This window comes from Cyanobium gracile PCC 6307 (genome assembly GCF_000316515.1).
Lineage (GTDB): Bacteria > Cyanobacteriota > Cyanobacteriia > PCC-6307 > Cyanobiaceae > Cyanobium > Cyanobium gracile.
Window position 1 is genome coordinate 1,925,623 of sequence record NC_019675.1, and the last position, 16,937, is coordinate 1,942,559.

General features: G+C 72.9%; 21 protein-coding genes and 1 pseudogene. 11 read left to right on the forward strand and 11 right to left on the reverse strand.

Annotation, left to right across the window (positions count from 1 at the left end):
• Positions 1-19 precede the first annotated feature (19 nt).
• From CYAGR_RS18350 to CYAGR_RS09380, 5 genes are all read left to right on the forward strand, one after another.
• Positions 20-265, forward strand: coding sequence for a ribbon-helix-helix domain-containing protein (locus tag CYAGR_RS18350; RefSeq protein ID WP_015109560.1), 246 nt, complete (start codon positions 20-22; stop codon positions 263-265).
• Entirely contained in the window at positions 262-714 is a 453-nt protein-coding gene (locus CYAGR_RS18355; protein WP_015109561.1) for a TA system VapC family ribonuclease toxin, read from the forward strand. Before CYAGR_RS18350 ends, CYAGR_RS18355 begins: the two co-directional genes overlap by 4 nt.
• Positions 714-1,385 carry a pyridoxamine 5'-phosphate oxidase gene (pdxH, locus tag CYAGR_RS09370; RefSeq protein WP_015109562.1) on the forward strand — a complete coding sequence of 224 codons (672 nt, stop codon included), beginning with the start codon at positions 714-716 and terminating at the stop codon, positions 1,383-1,385. Before CYAGR_RS18355 ends, pdxH begins: the two co-directional genes overlap by 1 nt.
• Before the next feature lie 100 nt (positions 1,386-1,485).
• Positions 1,486-2,607, forward strand: a complete 1,122-nt coding sequence (locus CYAGR_RS09375) for an MBL fold metallo-hydrolase (RefSeq protein WP_015109563.1) — start codon at positions 1,486-1,488, stop codon at positions 2,605-2,607.
• A 56-nt stretch (positions 2,608-2,663) separates the two neighbouring features.
• A complete protein-coding gene (locus tag CYAGR_RS09380) occupies positions 2,664-3,194 on the forward strand; it encodes a rhodanese-like domain-containing protein (RefSeq protein WP_015109564.1) in 531 nt (176 codons plus the stop codon).
• On the opposite strand, the gene CYAGR_RS09385 is transcribed toward CYAGR_RS09380, so the two are convergent.
• Entirely contained in the window at positions 3,165-3,827 is a 663-nt protein-coding gene (locus CYAGR_RS09385) for a methyltransferase domain-containing protein (protein WP_015109565.1), read from the reverse strand. The genes CYAGR_RS09380 and CYAGR_RS09385 overlap by 30 nt on opposite strands.
• Before the next feature lie 47 nt (positions 3,828-3,874).
• Between CYAGR_RS09385 and CYAGR_RS09390 the strand changes: the two genes are divergently transcribed.
• Positions 3,875-5,038, forward strand: coding sequence for an exonuclease SbcCD subunit D (locus CYAGR_RS09390; protein WP_015109566.1), 1,164 nt, complete (start codon positions 3,875-3,877; stop codon positions 5,036-5,038).
• A 47-nt stretch (positions 5,039-5,085) separates the two neighbouring features.
• Positions 5,086-5,550: pseudogene (locus CYAGR_RS19145) on the forward strand (AAA family ATPase); the annotation flags it as partial.
• A 35-nt stretch (positions 5,551-5,585) separates the two neighbouring features.
• Here the strand turns inward: CYAGR_RS19145 and CYAGR_RS19150 are convergent.
• Complete coding sequence (locus tag CYAGR_RS19150; RefSeq protein WP_245552701.1) at positions 5,586-5,792, reverse strand: hypothetical protein; 207 nt, start codon at positions 5,790-5,792, stop codon at positions 5,586-5,588.
• 645 nt (positions 5,793-6,437) lie between these two features.
• Between CYAGR_RS19150 and CYAGR_RS19405 the strand changes: the two genes are divergently transcribed.
• Complete coding sequence (locus CYAGR_RS19405) at positions 6,438-8,054, forward strand: SbcC/MukB-like Walker B domain-containing protein (RefSeq protein WP_043325666.1); 1,617 nt, start codon at positions 6,438-6,440, stop codon at positions 8,052-8,054.
• 10 nt (positions 8,055-8,064) lie between these two features.
• Here CYAGR_RS19405 and CYAGR_RS09400 read toward each other — a convergent pair whose 3' ends face one another.
• From CYAGR_RS09400 to CYAGR_RS09435, 8 genes are all read right to left on the reverse strand, one after another.
• Entirely contained in the window at positions 8,065-8,724 is a 660-nt protein-coding gene (locus tag CYAGR_RS09400) for a Na(+)/H(+) antiporter subunit B (RefSeq protein ID WP_015109568.1), read from the reverse strand.
• Positions 8,721-9,245: a hydrogenase subunit MbhD domain-containing protein gene (locus CYAGR_RS09405; RefSeq protein ID WP_015109569.1), complete on the reverse strand. Its 525-nt coding sequence runs from the start codon at positions 9,243-9,245 to the stop codon at positions 8,721-8,723. Before CYAGR_RS09405 ends, CYAGR_RS09400 begins: the two co-directional genes overlap by 4 nt.
• Positions 9,242-9,541: a monovalent cation/H(+) antiporter subunit G gene (locus CYAGR_RS09410; RefSeq protein WP_015109570.1), complete on the reverse strand. Its 300-nt coding sequence runs from the start codon at positions 9,539-9,541 to the stop codon at positions 9,242-9,244. The genes CYAGR_RS09405 and CYAGR_RS09410 overlap by 4 nt, the downstream gene beginning before the upstream one ends.
• Positions 9,538-9,786: a hypothetical protein gene (locus CYAGR_RS09415; RefSeq protein WP_015109571.1), complete on the reverse strand. Its 249-nt coding sequence runs from the start codon at positions 9,784-9,786 to the stop codon at positions 9,538-9,540. The genes CYAGR_RS09410 and CYAGR_RS09415 overlap by 4 nt, the downstream gene beginning before the upstream one ends.
• Positions 9,783-10,220, reverse strand: coding sequence for a Na+/H+ antiporter subunit E (locus tag CYAGR_RS09420; RefSeq protein WP_015109572.1), 438 nt, complete (start codon positions 10,218-10,220; stop codon positions 9,783-9,785). The genes CYAGR_RS09415 and CYAGR_RS09420 overlap by 4 nt, the downstream gene beginning before the upstream one ends.
• Positions 10,217-11,701, reverse strand: coding sequence for a proton-conducting transporter transmembrane domain-containing protein (locus tag CYAGR_RS09425; protein ID WP_015109573.1), 1,485 nt, complete (start codon positions 11,699-11,701; stop codon positions 10,217-10,219). The genes CYAGR_RS09420 and CYAGR_RS09425 overlap by 4 nt, the downstream gene beginning before the upstream one ends.
• Positions 11,701-12,087, reverse strand: a complete 387-nt coding sequence (locus CYAGR_RS09430; RefSeq protein WP_015109574.1) for a cation:proton antiporter subunit C — start codon at positions 12,085-12,087, stop codon at positions 11,701-11,703. Before CYAGR_RS09430 ends, CYAGR_RS09425 begins: the two co-directional genes overlap by 1 nt.
• Before the next feature lie 88 nt (positions 12,088-12,175).
• Positions 12,176-12,727: a hypothetical protein gene (locus CYAGR_RS09435; RefSeq protein WP_015109575.1), complete on the reverse strand. Its 552-nt coding sequence runs from the start codon at positions 12,725-12,727 to the stop codon at positions 12,176-12,178.
• Between the two features lie 164 nt (positions 12,728-12,891).
• Here CYAGR_RS09435 and CYAGR_RS16530 point away from each other — a divergent pair, with 164 nt between their 5' ends.
• The 3 genes from CYAGR_RS16530 to CYAGR_RS09445 are packed head-to-tail and all read left to right on the forward strand — an operon-like array spanning position 12,892 to position 15,477.
• Complete coding sequence (locus CYAGR_RS16530) at positions 12,892-13,785, forward strand: hypothetical protein (RefSeq protein ID WP_051017112.1); 894 nt, start codon at positions 12,892-12,894, stop codon at positions 13,783-13,785.
• On the forward strand, positions 13,704-14,576 hold the full coding sequence (locus CYAGR_RS16535; RefSeq protein ID WP_156818434.1) for a mechanosensitive ion channel family protein: 873 nt from the start codon (positions 13,704-13,706) through the stop codon (positions 14,574-14,576). The genes CYAGR_RS16530 and CYAGR_RS16535 overlap by 82 nt, the downstream gene beginning before the upstream one ends.
• Positions 14,577-14,616: 40 nt before the next feature.
• On the forward strand, positions 14,617-15,477 hold the full coding sequence (locus CYAGR_RS09445; protein ID WP_015109576.1) for a dienelactone hydrolase family protein: 861 nt from the start codon (positions 14,617-14,619) through the stop codon (positions 15,475-15,477).
• 251 nt (positions 15,478-15,728) lie between these two features.
• Here CYAGR_RS09445 and CYAGR_RS09450 read toward each other — a convergent pair whose 3' ends face one another.
• The gene (locus CYAGR_RS09450) at positions 15,729-16,934 is read right to left on the reverse strand and encodes a hypothetical protein (RefSeq protein WP_015109577.1); all 1,206 of its coding nucleotides are present in this window, start codon (positions 16,932-16,934) and stop codon (positions 15,729-15,731) included.
• Positions 16,935-16,937: the final 3 nt, after the last annotated feature.

The following is a 16,937-nucleotide window of genomic DNA, read 5'->3' on the forward strand; positions in this document are numbered from 1 at the left end:
CTTGATGCGTTGCCATCCGATGCGCACCACCCTGCAGCTCGATGACGACGTGCTGGCGGCGGCCCGGGTGCTGGCCCGGCAGCGGCGCACCAGCCTCGGGGCCGTGATCAGTGCGCTGGCCCGCCAAGGGCTGGTGGCTCCACCCCCCGGCACCGCCAGCAGCGGTCCCAGCCACCGCAACGGGTTGCCCCTGCTGCCCTGGCAGCCGCAGGGCGCGCCGGTGGACCTCGCACTCGTCAACAGCTTGCGCGACGAGCTGCCGTGAGCGCAGCCCTGCTGGATGTGAACGTGCTGATCGCCCTGCTGGACGGGCGCCACGTGCACCATGAGCAGGCCCACGACTGGTTCGCCGCCTCCGAGGACCTGGGCTGGGCCACCTGCCCGCTCACCCAGAACGCGGTGCTGCGGATCCTCGGCCAGCCCCGCTACCCCAACAGCCCGGGGCCACCGGCGGTGGTGGCGCCCTTGATGCGGGAGCTGATCCGCCATCCACGCCACCACTTCTGGCCCGATGCCATCAGCCTGCTTGCCGCGCCGGGGGGCGAAGCTCCGCTGGTCGACGCCACCCAGCTGCTGGAGGCGGGGCAAGTCACCGACACCTATCTGTTGGCGCTGGCGGTGCACCACGGCGGCACGCTGGTGAGTCTCGACCGCCGCCTGGGCTCCGGGGCCGTGGCGGGCGGCAGCGCCGCCCTGCGCCTGATCCCCACCTGATGCCCCCGGACCCCACCGACCCCGCCCAGCTGCGCCGCGACTACCGGCGCCAGGCGCTGCGGCGGGGGGACCTGGCGGCCGATCCGGTGGCGCAGTTCCGCCGCTGGTTCGATCAGGCGGTGGCGGCCGGGCTGATCGAGCCCAACGCCATGGTGCTGGGCACCAGCGATGGGGTGCGCCCCAGCGCCCGCACGGTGCTGCTCAAGGCCTTCGACGGGCGGGGCTTTGTGTTCTTCACCCACTACGAGAGCCGCAAGGCCACGGAGATCGCCGCCCACCCCGAGGTGAGCCTGCTGTTTCCCTGGTACGGGCTGGAGCGGCAGGTGGCAATCCTGGGGCGGGCCGAGCGGATCAGCGCCGCCGAGTCGCTGGCCTACTTCCTCTCGCGCCCCGTCGGCAGCCGGCTGGGGGCCTGGGTGTCGCAGCAGAGCGCCGTGATCAGCTCCCGCTCGCTCCTGGAGATGCAGTGGCAGGCGATGCAGCGCCGCTTCGCCGATGGCGAGGTGCCGCTGCCGCCGGCCTGGGGCGGGCTGCGGGTGGTGCCGTGCGAGTTCGAGTTCTGGCAGGGCCGCGAGAACCGCCTGCACGATCGCTTCCGCTACCGGCCCGCCGAGCCGGCCGGGGACGGGGGCGGCGCCGCGGCCTGGACCATCGAGCGGCTGGCGCCCTGAGGCGCCGACCACAGCCGCCGGCGATCCGCAGATGCGCCGCGAAACCACCCCATTCCTCTTCTATGCGGCTATACTCATAACAATTGATGGTTGATCACCCATGGCTGTCGCGCCCGCGCCCTCCCTGTCCCTCGCCGCCGCCGCCGGTGGTGAGCCGCTGCTGTTCCGCCAGCTGTTCGATGCCGACACCGGCACCTTCACCTATCTGCTGGCGGAGGTGGCCAGCCGCAGGGCCCTGCTGATCGATTCGGTCTTCGAGCAGCACGACCGCGACCTGGCGCTGATCCGGGAGCTGGGTCTCGAGCTGGTGGCCACGATCGACACCCATGCCCATGCCGACCACGTGACGGGCAGCTGGCTGATGCACGAGGCCACCGGCTGCGCCATCGGCCTGGCGGCCTGCATCGGCGCCGAGAACGTCACCCGTCCCCTGAAGCACGGCGATCGCGTCCTCTTCGGCGGCCGCCATGTGGAGGTGCGCGCCACCCCCGGCCACACCGACGGCTGTCTCACCTTCATCCTCGACGACCACACAATGGCCTTCACCGGCGATGCGCTGCTGGTGCGCGGCTGCGGCCGCTGCGACTTCCAGCAGGGCAACGCCCACACCCTCTGGGCCTCGATCACCGGCCAGATCCTGACCCTGCCGGATCACTGCCTGCTGTACCCCGGCCACGACTACACCGGCCGCTCCGTCACCTCCGTCACCGAGGAGAAGGCCTTCAACGCCCGCCTGGGAGGCAACGCCACCGAGCGGGACTTCGTCGGCCACATGGAGAACATGCGGCTGCCCCATCCCCACCGGATCGCCCAGGCCCTGCCCGGCAACATGCGCTCCGGCAAGCCCCGCGACGCCAGCGCCGCGCCCGCCTGGGCGCCCATGGCCCGCAGCTACGCCGGACTGCCCGAACTCAGCCCGGCCTGGGTGGCCGCGCATCGCGGCGATGTCACCGTGCTCGATGTGCGCTCCGCCGAGGAGTACGACGGGCCAGACGGGCGTGTGGGCGGCAGCCTGCTGATCCCCCTGCCGGAGCTGGAGAGCCGCTCCGGCGAGATCCCCGCCGGTCGCCCGCTGGTGGTCGTCTGCCATTCGGGCAGCCGCTCGGCCCTGGCCACCCAGCAGTTGCTCAAGGCCGGCCGCCAGCAGGTGGCGAACCTCCACGGCGGCCTGAGCCGCTGGGCCGCCGAGGGCTTCCCCCTCGAGGGGGCCGTGCAGGCCTGAAGCGTTTGCCCCTGATTTCCATCCCACTCCCTTCTCCCTTCCTGACCACCACGACCATGAACAGCACAACCGTCACCACCCCCAGCCGCCTGGGCGCCCACGACCTCGCCGAACGGCTCGCGTCCGGTGAAGTCACCGTGATCGATGTGCGCGAGCCGATGGAATTCGCCACAGGCCACATCGCCGGCAGCCTCAATGTGCCCCTCTCCCGCCTGGCCCAGGCCGACCTGCCCCGCGGTCCGCTGGTGCTGGTCTGCCAGAGCGGCAACCGCAGCGGCAAGGGCCTGTCCCAGCTGCTCGGTCAGGGCCATCCCCACCCCGTCGCCGACCTGCTCGGTGGCCTGCCCGCCTGGCAGCAGGCCGGCCTGCCGGTGCGCCAGCTCAAGGGGGCGCCGCTGCCGCTGATGCGCCAGGTGCAGATCGTCGCCGGCAGCCTGGTGCTGCTGGGGGTGATCCTGTCGCAGGCCGTGGCCCCCGGCTGGATCTGGCTGAGCAGCTTCGTGGGGGCCGGGCTCACCTTCGCGGGTATCTCCGGCTTCTGCGGCATGGCCCGCCTGCTAGCCGTGATGCCCTGGAACCGGGTGTAGCGGCCGGCGCCACAGGCCCAGCCATTCGTCCGGGCGCCGGTCCAGCGAACCGGTGGCCGGCTCCCAGACCGCCGGCACCAGACCCGCCCCGCTGAGTTGGGCTTCCACCGCCTCGGGGTCGCTGCCCCAGGGGGGCCCGCCGGGGTTGCGGTGGCACCAGAACAGCCCCAGCAGCCAGCCGCCCGGCACCAGCAGCCGGCTGACGGTGGCGATGTAGTCCTCACGCCGCTCCGGATCGATGGCACAGAAGCAGGTGTGCTCCACGATCCCCGTGAGGCTGCCGGCCGCCAGGCCCGCCGCCTCCAGGGCCTGCTGGTCAAACAGGTCGGCCTGCAGCCAGCGCAGGCCGGCCCGGTCCGGGCCATGGAGGCTGCGGGCTTCGGCCAGGGCCTCGCCGCTGAAATCCAGGCCGATGGCGACAAAACCGAGCGCTTCGAGCAGGGCGGCCTCATGGCCGCGGCCGCAGCCCGGCACCAGCACCCGGCCCGGCGGGCGGGGGGCCAGCGGGTGCGTGCGCAGAAACGCCTCCAGCGGCGGAGCCGGCCGGCCCAGTTCCCAGGCGTCCGTGCCCTGCCGGTAGCGCTGGTCCCAGTGGCCGGGCTCAGCGGTGGAGGGTGGGGGAGAGGCATTCATCGCTCCAGCTTGGCCCCCCGCGCCGGGTGTCTCCCTAGCCTGGCCCGATGCGCCTGCTGCACACCTCCGACTGGCACCTGGGCCGCAGTTTTCACGGGGCCTCACTGCTGGAGGAGCAGAAGGCTGCGATCGAGCGGATCGCCGAACTGGCCCGAGAGCATGCCGTCGATGCGGTGCTGATCGCCGGCGACCTCTACGACCGGGCCATCCCGCCGGCCGAGGCGGTGGACCTGTTCAACCGGGCCCTGGCCCAGCTGAGCCGCGATGGCACCGCCGTGGTGGCCATCGCCGGCAACCACGATTCCCATGTGCGGGTGTCGGTGTACGACCCACTGCTCTCGGCCTTCGGGGTCACGGTGCGGGGCGATGTGGGCCGGGCCCAGGAGCCGGTGCTGGTGACACCCCGCGACGGCGGCCCGCCGGTGGCGATCTATCCCCTGCCCTACCTGGAGCCGGCGGTGGTCGGGCCGGCCCTGGCCGGGGCGCCGGTGCGCCTGCGCCACGAGGAGGTGACGCGCCTGGCCATTGAGCGGATCCACGCCGACCGCCGCGAACGGCCGCCCCACCGTTCGGTGCTGGTGGCCCACACCTTCGTGGCCGGCGGCGAAACCTCGGAATCGGAGCGGGAGCTCACCGTCGGCAACGTCGACCGGGTGAGCGTGGACACCTTCTCGGGCTTCGATTACGTGGCCCTCGGCCACCTGCACGCCTCCCAGCAGCTGGACGGCCCCCGGGTCGCCTATTCGGGCACCCCGCTGGCCTATTCCTTCTCCGAGGAGCGGCACGTCAAGTCGGTGCGGATCGTGGAGCTGGCCGCCGACGGGACGCCCTCCGTGGCGGTGGTACCCCTGGGGGTGGGCCGGCGCCTGTGCACCCTGCGGGGGCCCATCGACGAGCTCTGCTCAGACCCCGCCCACGCCGCCGCCAGCGAGGCACGGGTGCGGGCGATCCTCACCGACGACACCCTGCCCCTGCAGGCCATGGCCCGGCTGCGGGCCCGCTTTCCCCACATCGCCGAACTCCGCCACGAACCACCCGAGGTGGCCCGCGCTGGCGACGCCGAGCGCCACCGCCAGGTGCGCCAGGCCCGTTCGCCGCTGGAGCTGGCCAGCGCCTTCTTCACCGACCAGCACGGCCAGCCGCCCGGCGAGCCGGAGGCCGAGCTGCTGCGGGCGGCCCTGGCGGCGGCGGAACGGGGAGGGGAGCGGTGAAGCCCCACCGGCTCACGATCGAGGCCTTCGGGCCCTACGCCGATCCGGTGGCGGTCGACTTCGACGGCCTGGCCGCCGAAGGACTGTTCCTGATTCACGGCACCACCGGCGCCGGCAAGACCTTCCTGCTCGATGCCCTCTGCTTCGCCCTCTACGGCGAGGTGTCGGGCGACCGCAGCGTCAAGGGGCTGCGCTCCGACCACGCCGCCCCCGGCGCCGTGCCCCGGGTGAGCCTGGAGTTCTCCAGCGGCGGCGCCCGCTACCGGGTGGAGCGCGTGCCGGCCCATACAGCACCGAAGATTCGAGGCCAGGGCTTTACCGACAAGCCGTCCCAGGCGTTCCTGTTCCGGCTGGCCGCCGGTGGGGACGAGCAGCCCGTGGCGGCCAAGACCACCGAGGTGGACAAGGAGGTGGTGGCCCTGGTGGGGCTCAATGCCGGGCAGTTCCGCCAGGTGATCCTGCTGCCCCAGGGGCGCTTCGCCGAGGTGCTGCGGGCGAAGGCCGAGGAGCGCGAAGCCCTGCTCAAAACGCTCTTCGACACGGAGATCTACGAGCGGGCCGGCTGGTGGCTGGAGGAGCGGGCCCGGGAGGCGCGCCAGCTGGCGCTGGAGCAGGCCCGGGAGCAGGAGGTGCTGCGGCGTCGGGCGGCCGATGCCTGGGCCCCCCACGCGCCCGAACCACCGGAGGGGGCCGAACCGGCCGCGCCGCCCACCGACCAGGGCGGCCTCGAAGCACTGGTGGCGGGGATCGCCACGGTGGTTCAGGGCACCGAGGCCGCCTTGCAGGAGGCCTCCGCCGGCCTGCAGGCGGCCCAGACGACCCTGGCGGCCCTGGCGGCCCAGGCGGATCGCTGGGACCGGCGTGCCGCCGCCGCCGCCCGGCTGGGGGAACTGGAGGCCAAAAAGGAGACGGTGGAGGCGTACCGCCAGAAGCTCGCCCTGGCGGAGCGGGCCGAACGCCTGCGCTCCAGCCTGGGGGCCGAGCAGGAGGCCCGCCGCGCCCTCGCCCTGGTGGAGCGGGACCTGGGGCAGCAGCTGGGGGCGGCGGTACGGGCCCACGATGGGGCCAGGGCCCTGCCGGTCTCCGTGCGACGGCTCGACCTGACGACCTTGCCGTCCGCCGAAGACCTCGCTGCAGCCGGTGCCGACCTGGCCGCCCGCGGGGCGGAGGTGCGGGAGCTGGCCCGCAAGGCCGAGGAGGCCGCCCAGGCCGGGGGGCCGCAGCCGCCGCCGGCCAGCGGGCCGCCGAGGCCGAAGCGGGGCGGGCCACCGCCGTCGCCCAGCAGGAGCGGCTGGCGGCGGAGCAGGAGCGGGAGCTGGCCCTGCTCGCTCAGGCCCGCAGCGCCCGCGACCAGCTCGAAGGCCTGCAGCGGGCCGCCCGGGAGGCCGAAGGCCGTGCCGTGGCCGCCGAGGCCATCGCCCCGGCCCGGGAGCGGCAGAACGGGGCCGAGGCCGCCAGGAACGCCGCCGATCGCGACGTCAACACGGCGGCCGCCGGCCTCAACGAGCTGCGGCGACGCCAGATCGAGGGCATGGCCGCCCGTCTCGCCGGGGGTCTGGCCGCCGGGACCCCCTGCCCGGTCTGCGGCGCCACGGCGCACCCGGCGCCGGCCCGGCCCTCTGCTGACGCGGTCGATGACGGGGCGATCACCACCGCCGAACGCACCCTGGCCGCGGCCACCCAGGCGGCACAGGCGGCCGCGGTGGCCCTGGCCAACGCCCAGACCGCCCTCGCCGCGGTGCTGGAGAAGGCCGGAGACGGCGCCGATCCGCTCGCCGCCCGCCAGGCCGCCGTCTCGGCAGCAGCAGCACAGCTGGCGGCCCAGGCCCTGGCCGATGGTGTGCCGGCTCTTGAGCAGCGCACCGCTGATCGGGAGCAGCAACGGCAGCAGCTTGCCCAGGCCATCGAGGCGGCCGCCACCGCGATCGCCCTGGAGAGCCGGGCCGCCGCCGAGGCCAGCCAGCGGCAGCGGGCCCTGGCGGAGCAGGTGGCGCGGGAGCTGGGGGAGGGGCTGGAGCCGGTTGCGGTGCTGCGGGCCTTCGGGCCCCTGGAGGCCGCCCTCCAGGCCCTGGTGGCCGGGGCGGGCGCCCACACCCGCGCCAGCAGCGCGCTGGAGCAGGCGGCCCGGCGGCTGGGCCAGGAGCTGGCCGCCTCGCCGTTCGCCACGGCGGCCGACGCCGCCGCGGCCCTGCAGGAGGAGAGCTGGCGCCTGAAGCTCGTGGAGCGGATCGCCGCCTACGAGGCGGAGGTGATCGAGCAGCGCAACCTCCTGGCGGCTCCCGATCTGGCGGACCTGCCGGAGACCCGGCCCGACACCGCCGCCGCCGCTGAGGCCGTGACCCGCGCCGATGCGGCCCGCACCCGGGCGGTGGAGCGCCACAGCGAAGCCCGCGGCGCCCAGCGGGAGATCACCCGCCTCGCCGCCGAACACCGTGATGGGGCCGAGGCGCTGGCGGCGAAGCAGGAGCGGGCCGATCGGATCAGCGCCGTGGCCAGTCGCTGCCAGGGCAAGGCGGCTCCCTACATCTCCCTGCAGCGCTGGGTGCTCTCGGCCTACCTCGCCGACATCTGCGGCTACGCCAACCAGCGGCTCACCCTCATGACCTCCGGCCGCTACCAGCTGCGACTCACCAACGAGGGGGGCCACGGCGGCCGCAAGGCGGGGCTGGGCCTGCGGGTGCTGGACGCCTACACCGGCGAGGAGCGGGAGGTGAGCAGCCTCTCGGGCGGGGAGACCTTCCAGGCTTCCCTGGCCCTGGCCCTGGGTGTGGCCGACACGGTGCAGGCCCACGCCGGCGGCGTGCCCCTAGAGGCCCTGTTCATCGACGAGGGCTTCGGCAGCCTCGATCCCGACAACCTGCAGCTGGCCATGGACGAACTCGACCGGCTGCGGGAGGGGGGCCGCATGATCGGCCTGATCAGCCATGTCGGCGCCCTGCGGGAGCGCATCCGCTGCGGCATCGAGGTGATCGCCGGGGACCGCGGCTCGAGCCTGCGGGTGGGGGTCACGGCCTGACGCGACCTGCCTAGAGCAACCCCCGATGGCGCACGAACAGCTGCACCATCGCCCAGGAGCCCAGGGTCACCTTGACGGCCACCAGCCCGTTGAGCAGGGGGATCCAGCCCCCCGAGGCCAGGGTGCCGAAGGTTCCGGCGGGCAGGGGGACCCCCCCGAGGGCGAAGGCGGAGAGGAGCACGAAGGCGATCACGGCGGCCTTCTCCCACAGGTCGGCGCGCCAGCGGCGGTAAAGGCGGTCGGAGAGCCGGGCCGAGCCGCTGATCAGCACCAGGCCGATGGCGGTGCCGCCGGCCACCCCCGCCGCGAACCCGCCCCCCGGCGACAGGTGGCCGCGCAGGGCCAGCTCCACCCCGATCAGGGTGGCCATGGTGGCGCCCAGCTGGCAGAGCACCACCGAGGGGGCATCCTCGATGGCCCGGATGCTCGTCTTGGTGGGCTCCCCCGCCAGCAGGAAGCGCACCCCGATCGAGGCCAGGGTGAACACCACCACTTCGGCGATGGTGTCGTAGAGGCGGGTGTGCAGGATCACGCCCGACACCAGATTGGGAACGTCGGTGGTGGCGGCCAGCGAGGCGATCATCGGCCCGATGGGCGGCGGCGGCGGCAGGGCCGCGGCCAGCGGGGCCAGGCACAGGGCGGTGGCGGCCAGCAGGTAGAGCCAGGTCATGGCCGCTCCCCCGGCAGCAGCTCACCACCGCTGCTCTGCCAGCGGCGAAAGCCCTCCAGGGCCCGCAGCCGCTCCGCCAGCCGGGGGTTGGCCAGCTGCAGCCGCAGGCCAGGACCGAGCTGACCGTGGCTCGCGTCGGCCTCGCCGGCCTCCCCCGGCTCCGGCGACAGCAGCCGCAGCCGCAGCGACAGGGGCTCCAGCCAGTCGCGCAGCAGCGCCTGGGTGGCCGCGCTGGGGGGATCGTCAGCCGGGTAGGTCAACCGCAGCGCCATCGAGGAGCGCAGCGCCACCGCGTAGAGGGTGGTGGAGAGCAGGGTGCCCACCAGCGCCTCGGTGATCGCCACGTCCGGGGCGCCCAGCAGGGCGTAGAGCAGGGTGGAGACCGACCCGAGGATGCCCCGCAGCACCAGGGTCTGGTACGGATTCGACTGGCTCACCAGCAGCACGGCGGTGAGGGGAAGCAGGGCGGTGATCGGCAGGAGCAGATCCAGCTCCCCCACCAGGGACACGGTGCCGCTCATGGCTCCGGCTCCCGCCGGGAGCCGAGCGAGCAGTTGGCCAGCACATACCCGAAGATCGTGTCCCACAGGATCAGCGCCACCAGGGCCAGCACCAGCAGGGGCCACTGGCCGGGGATGCGCAGCAGCAGGCCCAGCAGCATCAGCGCCGAGCCGAGGGTGTCGGCCACCGAGAGGGCATGGAGCTTGCTGAGGTAGCTGCGGCTCTCCAGCAGAGGCCAGGTGCCCCAGAACCAGAACACCAGTCCGGCCCCGAGCAGCAGCAGGCTGACGTGATCGGCCAGGACGGCGAGGGTCATCGCTCCGTCCCCCGCAGCAGGTTGGCCAGCAGCAGCAGCCCGGCGTTGCCGGCGCACAGGACGATCACCCCGGCCAGGCCCAGCATCCGGTCGCCCCGCACCGCCGACACCACCAGGATGATCAGGGCCACCTTGCTGGCGACGCTGGAGAAGGCCGCCAAGCGGTGCCAGACGTCGCTGGGCCGGCAGGCCACCGCGATCGGAATCAGCAGGGCCAGCACCATGCCCCAGAGCAGCACCGTCATGGGGTCGGCCCCCCGGCCTGGGGCCCTGGCGCCGGGGCCCGGCGGGGGCGCAGGGCGTGGATGCGGTAGCGGCGGCCGCCGTCCTCCAGGCCCAGCACGATCGTGAAGGGGGTGAGGGTGATGCGGAACACGTCCAGGAACACAAGCAGGGGGATGGTGCTGTCGGTGGTGGCCTCGCTGATCTCCCCCTCCACCGGCTCGCGGCCGACGATCAGCCGCAGGGCCTCCAGGTAGGCCTGGGGAACGGCCAGCAGGCTGCGGCCCAGGGCCCGCAGCAGGGCGCGCAGGGGCAGGGGCCTGGAGTGGGCGCGGGGCAGCAGCAGGGCCACCACCAGCCCAATCAGCAGGTTGAGACGGCTCAGATCGGCGGTCAGCAAACACCAGACCGCCAGCCGGAAGCCCGTGGTGAGCAGCAGGGGCAGCAGGCGTCTCATCGGATCCACACCAGCAGGCCGGCCCCCACCACACCCATGCCGCCCACCAGATCGGGGAAGGCCTCGAGGTCGGGCAGGCGGAACCAGGGACGGCGCCGCAGGGGCTGCAGCAGCCGGTGCAGCCCCACCCCGGCCGCCAGCACCAGGGTCGCCTTGGCGGCCGCGGGCAGCAGCTCCGGACTCCAGCTGCGGCTGGCCTCGGCGGCACCGAGCAGCACCAGCGCCAGCAGCAGCACCACCACCCCGGGCGACCAGGCGGGCTCCGGTGGGGTTGGGGCCACAGGCGGCGATGCCGAAGCCGCGGCCTGCAGGGGAGCGCCCCAGAGGCGCGCATAGACCGCCGCGGTGCCCGCGGTGAGCAGGCTGAGCAGCAGGCCGGTGGGCCCCGGCAGGGTCCGATCAAGGCCGGCCTTGGCGAAGAAGCCCAGCAGCGGCGGCACCCCCACGATCGAGAGGGAACCGATCCACAGCGGGACCCACACCCCGGCGGCCAGGGGCCGTCCGGCCCAGCCGGCCAGGTCGCGGCCGGGGAAGCGGCGGGCCACCAGGAACAGGGCGGCCTTCGCCAACCCGTGGCCGAGGGCATAGAGCCCTCCGGCGGCCGGCACCAGCACCACCAGGCCCATCTGGGAGAGGGTGCTCCAGGCCAGCAGCCGCTTGGCATCCGCCTCCACCAGGGCGAACACCAGGCCCAGGCAGGCGCTGGCCAGACCGATCACCGGCAGCACGGCCGCCAGGGCCGGCACGACGCCGCTCAGCCGCAGCAGGGGAACGATCCCGGCGGCGACCACCACGCCGGAGAGCAGGGCGGAGACCTCCGCCGGTGCCTCGGCATGGGTGCGGGGCAGCCACAGGCCCGAGAGGAACAGCCCGGCCTTGGTGAGCAGCCCGACCAGCAGCAGGGCCAGGGCGGCCGCACCGGCTCCGGCGACGGCCTCGAGCCGGAAACTGCCCTGGGTCAGATAGACGACGGCGGCACCGACCAGGTAGAGGGTCATGACCGTGTTGCCGATCAGCAGGTAGCGCAGCGCTAGCCAGAGGGAGCGCTCCGAGCGGCTGCCCAGGATCAGCAGGAAGGCGCTGATCCCCACCACCTCAAGCGTCACGTAGAGGCTCACCAGGTCCACCGCCACGAAGGCGGAGGCCAGGCCCCCGTGGAGCACCATCAGCAGCAGCAGGAAGGGCCCGGGCAGGGTCCGGCGCCAGCCGTCCAGCACCACCGCGCCGCACACCAGGGCATTGAGGAGCAGGAAGGGCGCCGCCAGGCCATCGGGCTGCAGCGACACTCCGTAGGGGCCGAGCAGGCTGAGGCTGGCCGGCAGGGCGCCGGCCTGGATCGCAAGGGCCACCGCGCCGGTGGCCAGGCAGCAGAGCAGGGCCAGCCCGCGGGCGAGGGGCGGCAGCAGGGCGGCCAGAAATGCCGCCGTGTAGGGCAGCAGCAGCCAGACGATCAGCAGGGCCTCGCCGGAGGGTGGCGCCATCAGCGCCGCCCCCCGGCGTCGAGGCGACCCGCATCGAAGCTGGCCAGATCAAGGCTGGGGTCGACGCGGGCCAGGCGGGTGATCACCACCAGCAGCAGGGCCTGGATCGAGAGGCCGATCACGATCGCCGTGAGGATCACGGCCTGGGGGATCGGGTCGGCCATGGGCAGCGGCGCCGCGACGGCCCCGGGGGCGAGGGGGGCCGCCAGGATCGGGCTCCGCAGGCCGGCGCGCGCCGCCACGAGCACGAACAGGGCGACCACGGCGGAGCCCATCACGTCCATGGCCAGCACCTTGAGGAACAGGTTGCGGCGCAGCAGCAGCCCGACGAACCCCACCAGCACGGCCACCAGAATCAGAAGCTCAAGCAGGCGGAACGGATCCATCGGACCTTCCTTCCCGGAGGACGGCCGGGAGGGACACGGAGCGGGATGGTAGCCGTTGCTGCCGGAGGCCGACGGGCCAGGCCGGGCCTCAGGCGGAGGCCTGGAACTGCTCCGCCAGCAGGCGGCGCTGGTACTCCAGCGACAGGGCCTCCAGGTGGGAACGGGCCTGCTCCTGCAGGGCGGGATCCAGCTGGTCGAACACCAGACCCTGGGGCACCTGCATGCGCAGAACGAGCGCCAGGGCATCGAAGATGCGCACCTGGTCGCCCTGCCAGCCTTGGTACTCGGCGGCAAGGGCCATCAGGGCCTCACCGGAGGCCTGGCCTGCCATGACCCGCGGCCGCAGCTCCTGCACCTGGGCCAGCCGCGCCGAGCTCACCAGGGCATGGGCCGCGCCCAGGGCCGCCAGGGAATCGGCCGCTTCCCGCTTGAGCACGGTCATGTCGCGGCTGAGCACCACCGCCTCCACCGAGAGGGGCTCCCTCATGCCGGGGAGCAGCGCCGCCCCGGGATCGGCCGCGGGCGCCTTGGCCAGGGCCGGGGCCGGTGGCGGCGGTGGCGGCTCCTGCCACAGGGCCGCCGCCATGGCGCGCAGACGCCGGGCCAGCCACTGCCTGACGCGTCGGACCTGTACCGCCATGGGTCGCAAGGGATTGGGTCTTCCCAATGTGGCCGCTCCGCCCGGGGGACCGTGACGGCCCTCCCCCCAGCCGGGCGGTCGGATAGCCGGCCAGGCCCCGGGTCAGCGGCGGTCATTCAAGTTGTCGCTTGCCAGAGTCGGCCCAGAGTGCCGCGGCGCCGCCGATGACCCCAGCCCAGCGACGCGTCCTCCCCTGGCGACGTGCCCTGGCCCTGGCGGTGGTCCTGGTGCTGGCCGCGGCCCTGACCATCGGCCTCGGCGCCAGCCGGCCCGCTGGGGCCCTGGCGGCCACCGCCGCGGCCGAGGCACCGGCCGGCAGCGGCACCGGCAACGCCTCGGTCGACACCGGCAACGCCGGCAGCTTCCGCCTCGGCACGGTGCGGATCCTGGGGGTGCCCGTGATCACCGTGGCCTCACCGGCGGTGGATTCCGGCGGCGACACCGGGCCGGAGGCCGCCGAGCGGGCCCGGGTGATCGAGGGCAACCTGAGCCAGCTCTACGAACCCCGCAATCCCTGCTCGCCCGGAGAACGGCTCGGTGAGGCGCTGCTGGATCACCTCAGCGTCGAGGGGACGACGGCCGCCTGCGACCCCAACCATCTGGGCCTGCAGGGGCCACCGGAGGCCCTGCGGGTGGTGGTGCGTCGCGAGCCCGGTGGAGATCGGCGGCTGGCGGCCGTCGTGCCCGGCCGCGCCAGCCCCTTCCCCCTGCTCACGGTCACCGAGCAGGACGCCCAGTTCAACGGCCTGACGGCCGATGCACTGGCCGAGCGCTGGCGGGGCCTGCTGGAACGTCGCCTGCGCAGCGCCCGTCGGGTGTTCGGGGAGGAGCAGATCAACGATCGGCTGCGGATCAGCCTGGTCTCCCTGACCGTCCTGGCCCTGCTCATGGCCGTGGTGGTGGTGCTCTGGCGCTCCAGGCCACCCAGGCCTTCAGCCGGCTGCTGGCGGCTCTGGTGCTCCTGCTGGGGGTCGCCATGGGCGCGGTGCTGCTGCTGGCCTGGCCCGGCCAGATCCCGGCCGCCATCGATGTGCTGCTGCAGCCGCTGGTGGTGCTGATGAAGGCGCTGCTGCTGCTGGCCCTGGCCGCGGTGCTGCGGGGCCTGGTGGGGCTGCTGCTGACCCAGTGGGCCAGCCACCCGGCGGTGCGCAGCGATCACCGCGCCCGCCGCCGGCAGCGCTACCTCAGCCTGCTTCGGGTGCTGCGGCGGCTGGTGAACCTGGCCTGCCTGCTGCTGTTCGCCCTCTGGACCGTCCGCGGCATCCCTGTCCTGCGGGATCTGTCCACCAATGCCGTGCTGGCCAGCGGCGCCGTGCTCGGTGCCCTGGCGCTGGTGTTCCAGGGGTTGCTGCGGGACTTCGTCGCCGGTCTGGTGCTGCTGCTCGACGACCGCTATGCCATCGGCGACTGGGTGGAGATCACCGGGCGCTCAGGGGAGGTGATGGATGTGGGGGTGCTGAGCACCGAACTGCGCTGCGCCGATCAGCGGGTGGTGGTGGTGCCCAACAGCCATTGCGAACAGGTGGTGAACCACACCAAGCTGCGTTCGGGGGCCGAAGTGACGCTGCTGCTGCCGCGCAGCCTCACCGATCTGGGGGGCGCCATGGCCGTGATCGCCGAGGAACTGGCCGCCTTCGGCAGCGATGCGCACTGGGCCGCCAGGCTGCTGGAGCCCCCCCGCCTGCTGGGCCTCGAGGCGATGACGGAGGACGACCTGCAGGTGAAGGCCCTGCTGATCACCCAGGCAGGCCAGCAGGGGGAAGCCCGGCGGGCCCTGCTGGGGCGGCTGGTGGAGCGGCTGCAGGGCTGGCCCCAGCAGCCCGGCGAGCCGCCGGGATCCGGTTTCTAAGCTGATGGCCCTTCCCAAGCCCTTACGGGCTCCGCGGCCGATGGATCCCTTCGCTTCCCATCCCGGCCCCGGGCTTCGCCTCGGCCGCCGGGAGCTGCTTCTGGGCGCGGCGAGTGCCGGCTTCGCCCTGGCGGTGCGGCCGGTGGCGGCGTCCACCGTCACCACCTCCACCCAGGGACTGACGGCCGGCTGGGTGTCGGTGCCTGGCGCGGATGGCGCCATCAAGGCCTACCGGGCCCGCCCCGCCAAGGGCTCGGGCTTCCCGGTGGTGCTGGTGGTGCAGGAGATCTTCGGCGTCCATGCCTACATCCAGGACGTCTGCCGCCGCCTGGCCCGGCTGGGCTATCTGGCCATCGCCCCGAGCCTGTTCGATCGCCAGGGCGATGTGACCGTGCTGCCCGACATCGCCGCGATCCTGCCGCTGGTGGCCACGGTGCCCGACGCCCAGGTGATGGCCGACCTGGATGCCACCGCCGCCTGGGCGGCCGCCAGCGGCGGCGGCGATGTCTCGCGGCTCGGCATCACCGGCTTCTGCTGGGGCGGACGGATCACCTGGCTCTATGCCGCCCACAACCCGAAGCTGAAGGCCGGCGTGGCCTGGTATGGCCGCCTGGTGGGCCAGGCCACCGACCTGCAGCCCGTCTATCCGATCGATGTGATTCCCCGGCTCAAGGCGCCGGTGCTGGGGCTCTATGCCGGCGAGGACGACGGCATTCCGATGGCGTCGGTGGAGCGGATGCAGGCGGCCCTGAAGGCGGCCGGCAGCCCCAGCCGCATCGAGGTGTTCCCGGGCCTGCCCCACGGCTTCCACGCCGACTACCGGCCCACCTACCGGGAGGCCGCCGCGGCCGCCGGCTGGACCCGGATGCAGGCCTGGTTCCGGGCCAACGGCGTGGTGTGAGCCGCGGGGAGGAGCGGTTGAAGACCTCCGCCTTCCTCCGGTCGTGGCTGTGGTTGGTGAAGGTGTGGATGTCCAGTGCGCGGTCGATGAACCTCTGCTCCTTGAACGCAAAGACCCGGCCGGCCGCCAAACAGGACTCCCCTGAGGCCAGGAGGTTGCAGGGGGATGGGTGCCGCTGTGACAGGCCTCCAGCCTCGCCCTGAGCGGCGTGCGCACGGTGATGACGCTGGGGAGGCGGGCGGGACGGAACCTCAGCCGGATGGGGGCTCGGCCCATCGGAGTGTGGCCGCAGGGGGCCTGGCCGCCGTGACGATCAACAGAAGCCGCAACAGGGTGACGGTCGTCACGGCGATTCGTAGCGGGATTCTGCTGCCCCCGTTCCAGACGATGTCAAAGGCGACGGGGAAATAGAAATACGTCACCAGACAGACCCCGTACGCCGCAAGGAGGATCCGCTGCCGCTCAGAAAAGGAGGCGATGGCCAGGATCCAGAGGCAGAACTGAGGCGAATAGAAGACGGTGCTGACGGTGAAACCCACGACCGCGACGAGGCAGGCATCGATCAGGCGATCGAACGATCGGGGCCTCAGCCAGGCGGCCCCGATGGAGAAACCGATGGTCAGGAAAGCCGGCAGGCCAGGAAACCAGCGAACCAGAAAGCGGAGATAAAACCCATCCCACAGGCTTTCCCCATTGAAGGAACGCTTGGCATGGAACAGATAGGACGACAACAGACCATCAAGGCCCGAAAACAGCAGGGTGATGAGCGTCATCGCGGCATAGGGGACCAGGCACACCACCGAGAAGATCAGGGCCTTTCTGATCCCGGCGAGGTGGAGCACATACATGGCCATGCAGGGAACGAGAAACAGTGCAAAGCCCTTCAGGGCAATCGCGACACCGAGCCATCCGGCCGAGCGGAGCAGACGCTGACGCCGCAGCGCCGCCATCGCCAGCAGAAGCGCGAAGGCCGGATAGATATCGAAACGAAGGGCCGCAAAGTAAACGACACCTGGCAGCAACCAGATCAGGGAGACGCCGTCGCATGACTCCTGGCTCGCCAGGCGAAGGCAGCCGGCCAGGACTGACAGTCCGCACAGGATCCAGATCAGAGTGAAGCCCCACAAATGACGGTCCGGCTCCGTCACCAGGCTGGCCAGAAAGCGGATGGCGCCGAAGATCAGGTTGGCCGCCAGGGGGTATTCGGAGGGGACATCGCGATAGAGCGTCCCACCACCCACAGCCCAGGCGGAGGAGCGGAAAAAGACGCCGATGTCATGGGAGTCGAACAGGAACCGGACCGGATCGTTCAGGGAGCCAGGCCAGGACTGGGGTGAAAGCCAGAACACCTGCACGGCGATGCCCAGAACGATCAGGCCATAGGAGAGCCAGAGTCCGATCCGCCAACGACCCACGAGATCCTCCGCAGGAGCTGCCTTCGTGGTGGAGGTGGACATGGT

Excerpts from the sequence above, each read along its gene's own strand:
- CYAGR_RS18350 (WP_015109560.1), top strand. The coding sequence starts at position 20 with ATGCGCACCACCCTGCAGCTCGATGACGACGTGCTGGCGGCGGCCCGG.
- pdxH (WP_015109562.1), top strand. The coding sequence starts at position 714 with ATGCCCCCGGACCCCACCGACCCCGCCCAGCTGCGCCGCGACTACCGG.
- CYAGR_RS09375 (WP_015109563.1), top strand. The coding sequence starts at position 1,486 with ATGGCTGTCGCGCCCGCGCCCTCCCTGTCCCTCGCCGCCGCCGCCGGT.
- CYAGR_RS09380 (WP_015109564.1), top strand. The coding sequence starts at position 2,664 with ATGAACAGCACAACCGTCACCACCCCCAGCCGCCTGGGCGCCCACGAC.
- CYAGR_RS09385 (WP_015109565.1), bottom strand. The coding sequence starts at position 3,827 with ATGAATGCCTCTCCCCCACCCTCCACCGCTGAGCCCGGCCACTGGGAC.
- CYAGR_RS09390 (WP_015109566.1), top strand. The coding sequence starts at position 3,875 with ATGCGCCTGCTGCACACCTCCGACTGGCACCTGGGCCGCAGTTTTCAC.
- CYAGR_RS09400 (WP_015109568.1), bottom strand. The coding sequence starts at position 8,724 with ATGACCTGGCTCTACCTGCTGGCCGCCACCGCCCTGTGCCTGGCCCCG.
- CYAGR_RS09405 (WP_015109569.1), bottom strand. The coding sequence starts at position 9,245 with ATGAGCGGCACCGTGTCCCTGGTGGGGGAGCTGGATCTGCTCCTGCCG.
- CYAGR_RS09410 (WP_015109570.1), bottom strand. The coding sequence starts at position 9,541 with ATGACCCTCGCCGTCCTGGCCGATCACGTCAGCCTGCTGCTGCTCGGG.
- CYAGR_RS09415 (WP_015109571.1), bottom strand. The coding sequence starts at position 9,786 with ATGACGGTGCTGCTCTGGGGCATGGTGCTGGCCCTGCTGATTCCGATC.
- CYAGR_RS09420 (WP_015109572.1), bottom strand. The coding sequence starts at position 10,220 with ATGAGACGCCTGCTGCCCCTGCTGCTCACCACGGGCTTCCGGCTGGCG.
- CYAGR_RS09425 (WP_015109573.1), bottom strand. The coding sequence starts at position 11,701 with ATGGCGCCACCCTCCGGCGAGGCCCTGCTGATCGTCTGGCTGCTGCTG.
- CYAGR_RS09430 (WP_015109574.1), bottom strand. The coding sequence starts at position 12,087 with ATGGATCCGTTCCGCCTGCTTGAGCTTCTGATTCTGGTGGCCGTGCTG.
- CYAGR_RS09435 (WP_015109575.1), bottom strand. The coding sequence starts at position 12,727 with ATGGCGGTACAGGTCCGACGCGTCAGGCAGTGGCTGGCCCGGCGTCTG.
- CYAGR_RS16530 (WP_051017112.1), top strand. The coding sequence starts at position 12,892 with ATGACCCCAGCCCAGCGACGCGTCCTCCCCTGGCGACGTGCCCTGGCC.
- CYAGR_RS16535 (WP_156818434.1), top strand. The coding sequence starts at position 13,704 with ATGGGCGCGGTGCTGCTGCTGGCCTGGCCCGGCCAGATCCCGGCCGCC.
- CYAGR_RS09445 (WP_015109576.1), top strand. The coding sequence starts at position 14,617 with ATGGATCCCTTCGCTTCCCATCCCGGCCCCGGGCTTCGCCTCGGCCGC.
- CYAGR_RS09450 (WP_015109577.1), bottom strand. The coding sequence starts at position 16,934 with ATGTCCACCTCCACCACGAAGGCAGCTCCTGCGGAGGATCTCGTGGGT.